This is a genomic window from Nitrospira japonica (assembly GCF_900169565.1).
In the GTDB taxonomy this organism is placed as follows: Bacteria; Nitrospirota; Nitrospiria; order Nitrospirales; family Nitrospiraceae; genus Nitrospira_C; species Nitrospira_C japonica_A.
This window is the reverse complement of record NZ_LT828648.1, coordinates 24407-36677: the sequence shown is the minus strand read 5'-3', so window position 1 is coordinate 36677 and position 12271 is coordinate 24407. Positions and strand designations below refer to the sequence as shown.

Here is a 12271-nt window from a genome sequence, read left to right as displayed (position 1 = left end):
GACATACCCAACTCTTCGCTGATCCATCTCAGGATCTCAGCACCGACTGTTACTGCAATCACCGGATGGGCCAGGACAGAAGAGCGCCCTCGGCGTTGAAGGCATGCATCACCGCTGCGTTTCTTGCCGTAGCGTAATCTCGCGACCCGCTCTGGCGGGTAGCACAGATGTCCGACGTTCCGTTCGACCAACGGTCTGGACGGAACTAGTTTCTGGGCTAAGTGAGATTGGGCGTCACGGCAAGCCAGCAAGCGCTGGCGAATGCCCGAAACGGCGAGGGCGCCATTCCTCCAACGGTGAACAGTGGGGACTGAGCGCCCCATCTCTCAATTCTTCATCAGCTTCCTACATTCTCCCAGGATATAGACCGGTCGGGTGTGCTTGTCCTTCTTGTCCGGGACGTGCCCGATGGCGGCGCCGGTCATGACCATGCTGGGCGGACATTGCCAATGGATGACGCCGATCGATCCGCCGAGTCCGAAGGCATTCGGCACTTTGTCGCTGAAGTTGAAGTCCTCCAGCCGGCGGCCTTTCTCTCCGGCCTCGTGAAGGGCCTCGGGGCTCGCATGCTCGATGGCGAACTGCAGCAGATTCTCACGGAGTTGCAGCTGGTTGTATATTTCGAGAATCCCGAACGAGAGATGATTGTCCGGCACGGTGGTGGTATAGGGCTTCCCTTCCTTCTCGAAATCAAACAGGAAGGCCGTCTTTTCAAGCTGACCGCCGACGGTGCCGTCCGGCCGAAGCTCTCCGCAGGAAAAGCGGAACGATTGCCACGTGCGGTTGTTCACTTCCTTGAGGAAGAATTCCTGCAGGACGCCGTTTTCGAACAGGTCGAGGCAGGAGATGAACTTGCTTTCGACCACCTTTTCCTTTTTGTCGTCCAGATCGTTGCAGGCGACCCAGTGTGATCCGATGAACTTCACTTTCAGTTTGTGCGGCACGCACCCCGCCACCACGAAGGTGCGGCCTTCGTTGGAGGTGTACTGCTTGTCCTTAGTATCGAGCGGCGTCTTGTCGACAAAAAATCCCGGTGATTGATTAATCGTCGCGGTGACGTCCGATCCTGCTTTGGCCCAAAACCCGTTCGATAGGACGATGCCGCTCGTGTGGTCGTAGTTCTTGGACTCACCGGGCTGGATACTGTGCTTGAGCACCATATCGGCTTGGGCTTGAACGTGAATCGGTGCCGAAAGCGCGGCGAACGCGAGCCAGGCGGTGATGAGCACTGAGGCGGTTGGTGCGTGCATGGTTCGTCTCCCATCCATTCCAAGGCCGGTGATCACGGCTGAGCGGCGGCGTCCGGCAGGGCGTTGACGCGTTCCACCTCCGTAAGCTTCCGCTGCAGCACCTCGATGGCTTTATGCTGTTCGATCACATAGAGAGTCAGCTCTTCGACCTTCTGCAGCAGCTTCGCCTGCATGTGGCCGAGATTGATGCCGTCTTGTTCGACTTCGGCTGAACTGGGGATGGCTGGTAAGTGACGATGCGTATGAATGAACCGTTCGACCTCCGGCAAAGGTTTCAGGGCGTAGTCGGTATTGAAGACATAGTCCGACCAGTCCTTGATCAGCTTGATTCTGACCTCTTCCGCCAGGATCTTGCCGCCGACGATCAGCGTATAGTCGCCCGGAAGGCGCTCGTTGATGGTCGACACGCCGATAGCGGCCTTGCGGTGCACCGCAAAATCCATATCGGCAGGCAGAATGTCGATCTTGCCCCTCGCGGCGCCCGCGTAGGCATGTCGCGTGTCGACTTCGAAGCGAACGCCGGTTGCTCCTTTGTACAGGTTATTCGCGCTGAACAAACGGTCGTTGCGATCATCCGACGCGCCCAGCGGCCTGGTCACTTCCAACAGGGCCTTTGGACCTTCTGCCTGGATCTGCTCTCCGACCGTGACATGGCCGGATCTCGAAAGAGTCCCCGTGAGATTGTCCGGGCCGTCCCATTGTTCGGCCTGGCCGATGGCCGTCACGGCCACGCACGAGACTGCCGCGAGGAAGAGAAACGGGATTCGCTTGGCGATGAACATGTGTCCTCCATCAGATCGTTGTACGCCAGTATGAAAAGGAATGCCCCAGAATACGTGGCTCGCGAGGAGGGGGCAAGCCCGCATGCATCGAAATCATCCGTCACCTATTAGACATTCAGTCTGAACGGGCTTACCATGTACGGAGAACATCCTAGAGCCCTCTCGATCGTCTCTTTGCCATCGGAAGATCCCGTTATGCACGCTTTTCTTGTCTTCGTCTTGGCTGCCCTCCTCTGTGTCGCCTCTCCGCTTTCTGCCCAGACCCCTTGTGCGAGTTGCCTCAATACGGTCGAGGAGGGGCTGCGGGCTTGTCTCGGCAATGCCTTCAGTTCGGAGGATCGGGTCGCGTGTGAAGACAAGCGGCAGGCGCAGATGCAGGCCTGCGTGGCCGGGGAGTGCAAGGTCGAGCGTGACGAACAGGCGGTGCGCGAGCGTCGCAGCGAACCGCAGGTGCCGAAACGATCCGGCCTGACTCCGTACACTCCGACCAGTATCGAATGGCTAGCGCTCACGGCGAATGCGCAGCTGCAGGAACAGGCGAGTGCCGATCGGCCTTATTCCCTTCATGTCGTCGAGGCGGATCCGGAAACGCTGGCGATTGTCGTGCGGCATCAGCCAGGCGCAAGCAGGGAACAGATGGCTCGCAGTATCGCAACGGCGCGGCAAGTCATCATGAGCACCGCGAAGCGCCATGGATGGGATGCCTGGGTCAAGATTCAGGAGCGGGTCGAGCCGGTTCCAGCCAAGCCGTGAGAGCGAGCGGAAACATGCCAAAGGGCCATAGGAGCAAGGAGGGAAAACAGAGGAAGATGTGCAAGGTGTTTTCTCCACTGAAGTGCGCTATCATGCACTCACTCGAGGTGAGCTATGGATGAGCAACTTTTGCTTAAGCGGATTACAGTCAACCCGGAAATATTCCGTGGTAAGCCGATTGTGAGAGGTCGCCGGCTTGCTGTTGAGCATGTTCTCGGCATGCTCGCTGCAGGTGACACATTCGATACGATTCTGCTTGGATATCCGTGGCTGGAACGTGAGGATATTCAAGCTTGTCTTGCATATGCTCACCGGCTTGTCGGCCATGAGCGGATTGAGCCGCTGCCCCTCGAACCCGCCTCGTGAAACTCCTCCTCGATACCTGTATATCAGGTACCGCTGTGGCCCCGTTGAAAGCCGCAGGGCATGATGTTGTCTGGATAGGAGACTTGTCTGCTGATCCAGGTGACGAGGAGATCCTGGCACTGGCCTATCGGGAAAGTCGCATTCTCATCACTCTCGACAAGGATTTCGGCGAGTTGGCTGTAGTACGCGACCAGGCGCATGCCGGAATAATTCGTCTGGTAGTTGTCTCTTCCTCTCAGCAAGCGACTCTGTGCGAAATCGTTCTGAAACGATACGGCACTGAACTTGAGTCTGGTGCAATCGTGACGGTCGAGCCAGGACGCATTCGCGTGCGTCCTAGGCTTCCACGTACAGGGAAGCCCTGACTCCTTTCGTTGGCTTGGATATGTCCGTGGTAGACCTGTCTCACCCGAACAAGGGATGACGCGTTTAGGGCGTCAAAGGGGCGGGCGTTGCCGGTGAAGCGGATGGAGACGGACTGTTGGCTCCGGATGTTTTCTGGGCGCAGGACTCGACGATGGGCCATACGCGGCGGGTGAGGGAATGGCCGTCCGACGCGCCTTCGCGGAGCTCGACGAGCGAGCCATTGTCAAAGGCGACGAGGAACAGGTCGAAGGCAATCAGCGGTTCCTTGGCGACGCCGTCGGCATGGCGGGTCGCGGTGATGTAGTATTCTTTTTGGTCGGGGCTCGCCACCTGATTGATCTGATAGGGTGACAAGACCCGCTCGACGTTCTGCTGCACGCAGGCGGCCAAGGTTGCCGGCGGCGCCGGAAATGTTCCCGACTGCGTCGGCGTGGTCTTGCGGATGTCGGCCAGGCTGGCCGCGCATCCGCACAGGAGGACCGCGAGACTCCCAATGAGCATTCTCCGCATGGCCGCACTATGGCAGAATCCAACCGTTCAAGACAACCGGCGAGCGGGAAAAATTCAACAGCGAAGTGGCTGACGTGAGTGACTCAATTGAAAATGTCGCGGAACTGGAAGCGTGTATCGGCAAGGTTCCCGGACCGATCGATCTGAAAGTCATCGATCATCTCGATGACGGAGCGAGACGATGGATCGCGGCGTCGCCGCTGCTGTTTGCTGCGTTCGGCGACGGCCGCAACGTCGGCATGACGCTCGGCGGGGGCGAACAGGGATTTGTACAGGTCCTAGACGCTTCCCGACTGAGACTGCCGGCGGCGGCGCTGGACGAGCTGCAGCTTGCCCGCGAAGGGTTGGGATTCGGCGCGCTGTTCCTGACCCCCAGCATCGGCGAGACGTTACGCGTCGGCGGGCGTGTCGCTGCCGTCAAGGGCGGAGAGGTCGAGATCCACGTGGACGAATGTTACGTCCATTGCGCCAAGGCGCTGATCCGCTCGAAATTTTGGGAAGCACCAGCGCACCATCAGATGCCGGACGACGCGCCGGACTTTGTGGCTGCAAGCCGCTTCATGGCGCTTGCAACCGTCGATGCGAAAGGCCATGCGGATGTGAGTCCCAAGGGCGATCCGCAAGACATGCTGATCCGTCTGCGACAGGGCTGTGCCTGGATCGCCGACCGACCGGGGAACCGCCGCGCGGACAGCTTTCGAAACATGTTGACGCAGCCGCATGTCGCGGCGGCCCTGCTCATCCCAGGTTGTACGAAGGTCGCCCTGCTGTCCGGCAGGGCGCGGATCACGACCGATGCCGCAGTGCGGACCGATTTGTCCGTGGCGGGCAAGATGCCGATCCTCCTGACTTGCATCGAGCAGCCTGCATTGAGCATTCGCGAGAGCGCGGCGTTGACTCGGGCCGGACTCTGGCCGGCGAAGCCGCGTGCGGAAGGCATCGATTCGGCCGCAATGTTCGTGGCGCATATCAAGCACAGCAAGGCGCGCGGACTTCAGGCCAAGCTGGCGCGCGCGGCCGTGTCGGTCCCCGGCATCATGGAAAAAGGCTTGCAGCGCGACTATCGAAAGAATTTGTACTGAATCGCCGGGGCAGGTCTCGCCCAGAGACAGGTAAGTTGGCGTGCTTATTTCCCGCCCAGTCCTCCCAGCAAGGGCATCAGGGCACTCTCCCCTGGGCCTTTGCCGTTCTGCATGTCCGATTGAATCTCTTCCAGCAGCTGGTTGGCTTCAGATCCAAGGCCGCGGATCGTCTGCTCCAATCGTCCCGACATGAGTTCCTGCTGAAGCTGTGCATCGGTCAGCTTGCCTGCCTTGATGTTCTGGTCGAGCAACTGGGCCAAGCGTTCCAGTTTCATATAGAGATCCGGAGGGAGCGCATTCAGGATCCCGGCGGCGTTGGCCGGCGGGTGGCTGCCGGACGTTTGTGCCGACGCCGGTGCGGCGGCGAGCAGCAGACTGACCGTAAGGACTATCGAGATCGCCCAGTGTGACATGGCCTTCTCCTTCCGTTTCATCCAGCCAGTATCGCAAGAGTCCGTGGTTCGAGACAGAGAAATGCAGATTGTGTGTCTGGACCATGTCGGAAGGACCGGGAACTGCCAAAACGGACCATCTCGTCGAGGCCTTCGACCCGGAAGTCAAGAACTCCTTGGGTTTCTAAAGGAGAGTGGTATGCTGGATTCGTTTACCTCTCCTTCTTCAGCCGTTGTGCATTGTCTTCGAGGAGCCTGGTGGGAGACGGATACGTCAGTCTCGAAATCACCATGTACGTCCTGGCAATCGTCGCGTTGCTGGGATTATGGCTGTTCCACCAGGCGCAAGTCAGAGCCGGGCGCATCCTCGCCGTCGATCTGTTCGATCGATCCCTCGTCCGCATGTACGTGTATGCCGCGCCGCAGGGAACCACGCTGTGCACGATTTGCGGACAGGCGCAAGGCCGGGTCTTTCTCTCCACGAAGGTGGACAAGAAGGGCTTCTCTCCGACCGACGGACCCTGCGAGGCGCAGGGGCATTGCCAGGGCTATTTGATCGGCTTGTACGGAGGATGGGCCGAAGCGCGGGATGTCGTGGCGCGGTTGCAGCGGTCCTCCAAGAAGACCGTCGTCCGACTGTCGTCCGACGAGTTGCGCTCGTTGGTCACGGGAGAATGGGGAAAAAGCGTCAGCGCCAATACGGATCGCCTCAACGTGCACATGCTCGAAGGATTGTGTCTCGAGGCAGCCGATGCCGACCGGGCGGCCGCAGGCTATCGGCACGTGATCGAGCGCGCCTCAGACTCCCGGCATCTTGGGTTCGTCGTACCGGCGTATCTCCGTCTCATCGACCTGCTGGCTCGAACCGGCTGCGAAGAAGAAGCGTCGAAAGCGATCGAGCAGTTCGAACGCCGGTTTCCCGCCCACCTGAGCGGCTCCCACGCTCCAAACGCCGATCAGCGAAAGATCCTGGAAGAGGAAAAGTCGCTGCTCTGGACTCGCCGCTCCCTGAAAGTCTCCGCGTAGTAGGCTGCTGAAGAAGACCGCCGTTCACCCGGAGCACACTGGTAGGCCTGGATGCCCGCGTTCGCGAGCATGACAGAAGAGAAAACGGACCCACTACAAGGGACTGTCCCGAAGACCCTCCAAGGCATGTAGTCTCAGATGCCACCAGAATGCTGCGCAGGCTGTTCAACAGCCTGCTAGTAGTTCGATTCGAGGCTAGAGGGGGTCTTATTCAGTACCGTGGCGGCGGCGCGCGAGAGGGCTGCGTCGTGTTCGTGGTCGTGTGAATAGATGCGGAACTGGACCAGGCGGGTCGGCAGCAAATCCAGGAATTCTTCCAGCGGCTCCACCGAGACCTGCTTCGTGCCTGGGTCGTAGACGTAAAGGGGGTTGCCGCGCCGGTCCTTGGGATCGGGACGAGGATCCAGCGGGGCCATGTCGACGCGGAACTCGATTTTCTGAAGCGGCGCCGGCAGTTCTTTTCTGATCTGCCTGGCGAAGTGTTCGTCGCTGGGGAAGTCCATGCCCCGCTCCTGCCCCTTTTCCTTCAACACGGTGCTGTAGGCCATTTTCCACTTCACGTTCCGGTCGAGGATCCTGGCCCATTCCTCGCCGAGGCGCCGTTCTTCGCTCTGCCGGGATTTCCGCCAGCTCCGCGCCTGCTCGAGCAGCGACCAGTCGGTCAGCGTGAGGTAGTCGTCCATCTTCTTCCGCGGGTCGTGCGGGAAAATGAGCTTCATCGTGTCGCCGAAGATGTCCCGCAGGTGGATGTCGATCGCTCTGGTCGTCCGGTGGAAGTACACGTTGGAGTAGAGATACATCCGCGTGTTCAAGAACATCTGGAGCGCCGGCAAGCCCGTCTTGTGGATCGTGAAACCCTTGTCGGTGAGGATCGTATAGTGGATCAGCCTCGTCAGATCGACCGGTCCCACCGCCACGCCGCACATGTAGGAGTCCCGGAGGACGTAGTCCAGATTGTCCGCCGTGTAGCTGCCGCCGATCACCGGCTGCAGGACGTTGAGCCAGCGCGGCAGGCGGGAGTTGTCCTTGCCTTTTTCCTTGAGGATTACGTGCGCGATCTGATCGGGGTCCAATTCTTCGCCCTTCTCAAACGAGCCGGAGGGACTACGGCGGATTTTCCGGATGATCGGCCCGAGATGGTCCCGGATGATGATCTGGCCGAGCCGTTCGTGGCTCGCGTTGAAGGAGTGGAGAAAATTGTCGTCGAAGAAATGACAGAAAGGCCCGTGTCCGATGTCGTGCGCGAGCGCGGTCACGCGGAGGAACGACTCGACGTAGTGCTCCGACGGCGCGTCGGGCGCAACTTTCTTTAAGAAGGGATAGAGGTGCCTCGCGAACTTCCCGGCCACGTGCATGGTGCCCAGCGAGTGGACGAAACGAGTGTGCTCCGCAGAGGGGTACACCCAGCGGGCGCTCTGCAATTGATAGATGTAGCGGAGCCGCTGCACCCAGGGCGAGTCGATCAAGTCCTTCTCGGTGCCCTCGTGCTGGTCCGATTGCGCGTAGGGAACGGTGAAGGAGACGTACTTGTGAATGGGATCGGCGATCAGCGCCGAGCCGTCGTAGGGGGCGTTGGATTGACGCGGAGAATCCGGCGGCGTCATAGGACGCCTTCATCTTAGCCCAGCGGATCGCGGGGCGGCAATGGCTCGGGGTGGGACGTTCCGAGCGGCGATTGAGCGGCGGCCTGCTGGATGGACCGGTGTTCCGTTGGATGGCTCGACCGGCGGTACTTGCTGATCAAACGATAGGCCATCGGATAGGCCAGCAGCGCGCCGGCCAGACTGAGGATGGTTCCTCCCAGCAGGAAGGGGATGGCATAGGGCAATACTTGCTGGTACACCGCCATGAAACTCAAATCGTGCCAATCGAAGGTGGGTACCTCGGTGCGGCCCAGGATCAACGCGCCGGTCCAATAGGTGGCGCCGAGGACCGGGACGATCGTCCAGGGGTTGTTGACCAGCGCGCCGGCCATCAACGCGACGAAATTCAGCCCGAAGGCCCAGGTGCAGAAGACGACCAGCGCCATGTGCAGGCCGTAGAGCGGGCAGAACGCAATGGCGACCCCGATAGCGAAGGCCATGGCGGTGCGCTCGGGCGATTCCTGCAGGTGAAGGAGCTGGCGCATGAGCGAGCGGAACCGTGGCATGATGCTCAGGATTCTCCGCGCGGAGATTGAAAATGCCGGTAGCTCGTGACGGGAAGCGGTTTCAGTCCGTCAGCCCACCGAGCCTGAATGCCGAATCGCGCCGGCTTGATCGTTCCGATCTTCGTCAGCCGGAATCCCTTTCGCCGGGCCGCCCGTTCGAGTTTCCCGCACAACCGAATCGGCGTCGTGAACAGCAGCTCATAGTCTTCGCCCCCGGTGGCCGCCATCGTGGCGGGATCCGACCCGGTGGATTTCGCATAGGCCAGACCGGCCTGCGACAGGGGAAGCGAGGCCCGGTCGATTTCTGCGCCGACCTTGCTCTCTTCACAGAGATGCCGGATGTCCCCGGATAGACCGTCCGACAGGTCGATGGCGGCGGTTGCGAGCCGTTCCCGAACCAGCCAACGGCCGACGGTCACGCGGGCGTCCGGTCGCAGATGGCGCTTGAGCAGAAACTGCCGCTGACGCGTCGAGAGGATCGCGGTTCGCGATCGTCGACCGGGGCGCTCGTTCGCCAGTGCCAGGCCCGCCAGCGAATCTCCGAGCGTGCCCGTGACATAGATCGCGTCCCCCACCTTCGCGCCGCTGCGGAGCAGCGCCCGCCCCCGTTCCACCGTTCCCACCGCCGTCACGCCGACGAACCAGCCGCCGGCGGACGCGGACGTGTCTCCTCCGATCACCAGGACGCGGTGCGGCCGGCAGGCCGCCATGATGCCTCGGTACAGCTCGCCCACGTGGCGGGCCGTCGCGCCGTTCGGAAGGGCCAGGGCGATCAGCAGATATTTGGGGTCGCCGCCCATCGCCGCGATGTCGCTCAAGTTCGCCGCGGCGCTGCGGAAGCCGATGTCGGAAAGATCGGCCGTTCGCCGATCGAAGTGGATCCGTTCGGCAAGCAGGTCTGTCGTCAACAGCAGGTCGAGGCCGGGAGGACCGGCCGTGACGGCTGTGTCGTCGCCGATGCCACGCTTCAACGAGGCATCACGGCCGGCGCAGAGCCGGCGCAACGAGCGGATCAGGTCGAATTCGCGGAGCGGAACGCGCGCCTTGTGCAAGGCCGGCGGCGTCATCGCTATCGCTGAAGATGTCGTGATCCGGCTGAGAGGCTGGAGTGGACGCCGACCGACCGGCCGGGCCGTTTGTGGGCGATCGCGCGGACCTGTGGCCTGCGCGGCTGCTCACGAGGCGATTGAGGCTTTTTCGACGTGCGCGCGGCCTTCACCGGCTTGCGCAGCGCGACTCTCATGACCTCGTCCATCGTGTCGGCGAAGACGAGTTGAATGCCCTTCAAAATGTGCTTGGGAATTTCGTCCAGGTCCTTCCGGTTCCGTTTCGGCAGGATCACCGTCATGAGCTTGGCCCGCTTGGCCGCGAGAATCTTTTCCTTGAGTCCGCCGATCGGGAGCACGCGCCCGCGCAGCGTGATCTCGCCGGTCATGGCCAGGTCGCGCCGGGCCGGAATCTGCGCCATGGCGGACGCGATGGCGGTGGCCATCGTGATGCCGGCGGACGGTCCGTCTTTCGGGATGGCGCCGGCCGGTACATGGATGTGGAGGTCCTGCTTGCTGAACATGTCGGGATTGATGCCGAGGTTCTTCTCGCGCGAACGGACGTAGCTCAGTGCCGCCTGGGCGGATTCCTTCATCACGTCTCCCAGGTGTCCGGTCAGGGTCAGGGCGCCCTTGCCCTTCATGACGGTGGCTTCGATGTACAGCACGTCGCCGCCTGATTCCGTCCAAGCCAGGCCGGTGGCCACGCCGATTTCATCCTTTTCCAATTCGGCTTCCGGCACGAATTTCGGCACGCCCAGATATTTGTGCAGGTTGCCGGGATTGATGGGAAAGCCAAGTCCTTTGCCTTCGGCGACCTTCTTGGCCACCTTGCGCATCACATTGGCGATCTCGCGCTCGAGGTTCCGGACGCCGGCTTCCCTCGTGTAATGCATGATGACCTGCCGGATGGCCGGCTCAGAGATCTTGATGTGCTTCTCGGTGATTCCATGCTCACTGAGCTGGCGCGGGATGAGATATTTCTGCGCGATGCCCAGCTTCTCTTCCTCGGTGTACCCGGGAATTTCGATGACCTCCATGCGGTCCCGCAGAGCCGGCAGGATCGGATCGATCAGGTTGGCGGTCGTGATGAACATCACTTCCGTCAGGTCGAAGGGGACGCCCAGGTAATGATCCGTGAAAGAGCTGTTTTGCTCTGGGTCCAGCACTTCGAGCAGGGCGGCCGACGGATCTCCACGGAAGTCCATGCCGACCTTGTCGATCTCGTCGAGCATGAAGACGGGATTACTCGTGCCGGCCTGTTTCATCCCTTGGATCATGCGGCCCGGCAGCGCACCGACATAGGTGCGGCGATGGCCCCGGATTTCCGCCTCGTCCCGCACTCCGCCCAGGCTGATCCGGACGAACTCGCGTCCCAGCGCCCTGGCGATGGACTTGCCGAGCGAGGTTTTGCCCACGCCGGGGGGGCCGACGAAGCAGAGGATCGGGCCCTTCATCTTTTCTTTGAGCTTCCGGACGGCCAGATACTCGAGGATCCGCTCTTTGACCTTTTCCAGATCGTAGTGGTCATCGTTCAAGACCTTGGCCGCGGCTTTCAGATCGAGATTGTCTTTTGATTTTTTCGACCAGGGCAGCTCCACCATCCATTCCAGGTAGGTGCGGACGGTCGCGGACTCCGCGGTGTCGGGGTGCATCTTCTCCAGCCGCTTGAGCTGCTTCTCGGCCTCTTTGAGGACCTTTTCGGGCATCTTGGCTTCTTTGACGCGCTTGCGGAACTCGGCGATCTCCTCCGTCCGCTCGTCCAACTCGCCCAGTTCCTTCTGGATCGCCTTGAGCTGCTCCCGCAGGAAATATTCGCGCTGCGTCTTGTCCATCTCGCCCTTGGCCTGGGCCTGGATCTTCTGCTGCATGGACAGCACGTCGATTTCCTTTGAGAGGATCTCGCTCACGTTGCGCAACCGTTTCACCGGATCGGTGATCTCGAGCACGGCCTGCGTCACTTCCACCTTGAGGCCGAGGTTCGAGGCGACCATGTCGGCGAGCCGGGCCGGGTCCTCCAGGTTTTCGATGACGACCATCACGTCGGGGATCAGCACCTTGCCCAGGCTGACGATCCGTTCGATCTGCTCCTTGACCGTGCGCATGACCGCCTCGGTCTCCAGCGTCGAACCGGTGACCTTCGCTTCGGTCAGCTTTTCGATCCGGACGGAATAATAGGGCTCGGTCTGGATGTAGTTGGAAATCTTGGCTTTGGAGATGCCTTGGACCAGGATCTTGATCCGTTCGTCCGGCAGCTTGAGCATCCGCATGATGATGCCGACCGTGCCGATCGCATGGATGTCGTCCGGCGTGGGGTTCTCCACGTCGAGCGCCTTCTGGGTCGCGAGGAAGATCATCCGGTTTCCGGCCAGGGCGGCTTCGATCGCTTTGATCGACATGTCCCGACCCACGAAGAGCGGAAGAACCATATAGGGGAAGACGACGATGTCGCGCACGGGAAGCAACGGCAGCTGATCGGGAATCTCGACGTTCTGCGGCGGCGTCAGGTCCTGCTCGATTGAATCGCTCATGGATGTGTCTCTATGGTC

At 61.0% G+C, this 12271-nt stretch carries 13 protein-coding genes; 5 read left to right on the top strand and 8 right to left on the bottom strand.

What is annotated here, in order from left to right; genetic code table 11:
• Positions 1–326 precede the first annotated feature (326 nt).
• Together NSJP_RS00180 and NSJP_RS00175 are read right to left on the bottom strand one after the other, a co-directional pair.
• Positions 327–1250, bottom strand: a complete 924-nt coding sequence (locus NSJP_RS00180) for a hypothetical protein (protein WP_155969711.1) — start codon at positions 1248–1250, stop codon at positions 327–329.
• A gap of 32 nt (positions 1251–1282) precedes the next feature.
• Positions 1283–2032, bottom strand: coding sequence for a hypothetical protein (locus tag NSJP_RS00175; RefSeq protein WP_080884937.1), 750 nt, complete (start codon positions 2030–2032; stop codon positions 1283–1285).
• Between the two features lie 195 nt (positions 2033–2227).
• Between NSJP_RS00175 and NSJP_RS00170 the strand changes: the two genes are divergently transcribed.
• From NSJP_RS00170 to NSJP_RS00160, 3 genes are all read left to right on the top strand, one after another.
• The gene (locus tag NSJP_RS00170) at positions 2228–2785 is read left to right on the top strand and encodes a hypothetical protein (RefSeq protein ID WP_080884936.1); all 558 of its coding nucleotides are present in this window, start codon (positions 2228–2230) and stop codon (positions 2783–2785) included.
• Positions 2786–2899: 114 nt separating this feature from the next.
• Positions 2900–3151 carry a DUF433 domain-containing protein gene (locus NSJP_RS00165; protein ID WP_080884935.1) on the top strand — a complete coding sequence of 84 codons (252 nt, stop codon included), beginning with the start codon at positions 2900–2902 and terminating at the stop codon, positions 3149–3151.
• The gene (locus tag NSJP_RS00160) at positions 3148–3516 is read left to right on the top strand and encodes a DUF5615 family PIN-like protein (RefSeq protein WP_080884934.1); all 369 of its coding nucleotides are present in this window, start codon (positions 3148–3150) and stop codon (positions 3514–3516) included. Before NSJP_RS00165 ends, NSJP_RS00160 begins: the two co-directional genes overlap by 4 nt.
• A 64-nt stretch (positions 3517–3580) precedes the next feature.
• Here NSJP_RS00160 and NSJP_RS00155 read toward each other — a convergent pair whose 3' ends face one another.
• The gene (locus NSJP_RS00155) at positions 3581–4018 is read right to left on the bottom strand and encodes a hypothetical protein (protein ID WP_080884933.1); all 438 of its coding nucleotides are present in this window, start codon (positions 4016–4018) and stop codon (positions 3581–3583) included.
• 83 nt (positions 4019–4101) lie between these two features.
• Here NSJP_RS00155 and NSJP_RS00150 point away from each other — a divergent pair, with 83 nt between their 5' ends.
• Entirely contained in the window at positions 4102–5109 is a 1008-nt protein-coding gene (locus tag NSJP_RS00150) for a pyridoxamine 5'-phosphate oxidase family protein (protein ID WP_080888457.1), read from the top strand.
• A gap of 44 nt (positions 5110–5153) precedes the next feature.
• Here NSJP_RS00150 and NSJP_RS00145 read toward each other — a convergent pair whose 3' ends face one another.
• Positions 5154–5522: a hypothetical protein gene (locus NSJP_RS00145; protein WP_155969709.1), complete on the bottom strand. Its 369-nt coding sequence runs from the start codon at positions 5520–5522 to the stop codon at positions 5154–5156.
• A gap of 237 nt (positions 5523–5759) precedes the next feature.
• Between NSJP_RS00145 and NSJP_RS00140 the strand changes: the two genes are divergently transcribed.
• Positions 5760–6527 carry a hypothetical protein gene (locus NSJP_RS00140; protein ID WP_080884931.1) on the top strand — a complete coding sequence of 256 codons (768 nt, stop codon included), beginning with the start codon at positions 5760–5762 and terminating at the stop codon, positions 6525–6527.
• A 176-nt stretch (positions 6528–6703) separates the two neighbouring features.
• Here the strand turns inward: NSJP_RS00140 and NSJP_RS00135 are convergent, their stop codons facing one another.
• Genes NSJP_RS00135 through lon form a run of 4 tightly spaced genes read right to left on the bottom strand, consistent with a single transcriptional unit; the run spans position 6704 to position 12253 of the window.
• Positions 6704–8131 carry an HD domain-containing protein gene (locus tag NSJP_RS00135; protein WP_080884930.1) on the bottom strand — a complete coding sequence of 476 codons (1428 nt, stop codon included), beginning with the start codon at positions 8129–8131 and terminating at the stop codon, positions 6704–6706.
• Positions 8132–8145: 14 nt separating this feature from the next.
• On the bottom strand, positions 8146–8676 hold the full coding sequence (locus tag NSJP_RS00130) for a DUF2062 domain-containing protein (protein WP_080884929.1): 531 nt from the start codon (positions 8674–8676) through the stop codon (positions 8146–8148).
• A gap of 5 nt (positions 8677–8681) precedes the next feature.
• On the bottom strand, positions 8682–9743 hold the full coding sequence (gene thiL / locus NSJP_RS00125; RefSeq protein ID WP_080884928.1) for a thiamine-phosphate kinase: 1062 nt from the start codon (positions 9741–9743) through the stop codon (positions 8682–8684).
• Positions 9744–9745: 2 nt separating this feature from the next.
• Positions 9746–12253: an endopeptidase La gene (gene lon, locus NSJP_RS00120; RefSeq protein WP_080884927.1), complete on the bottom strand. Its 2508-nt coding sequence runs from the start codon at positions 12251–12253 to the stop codon at positions 9746–9748.
• Positions 12254–12271 lie beyond the last annotated feature (18 nt).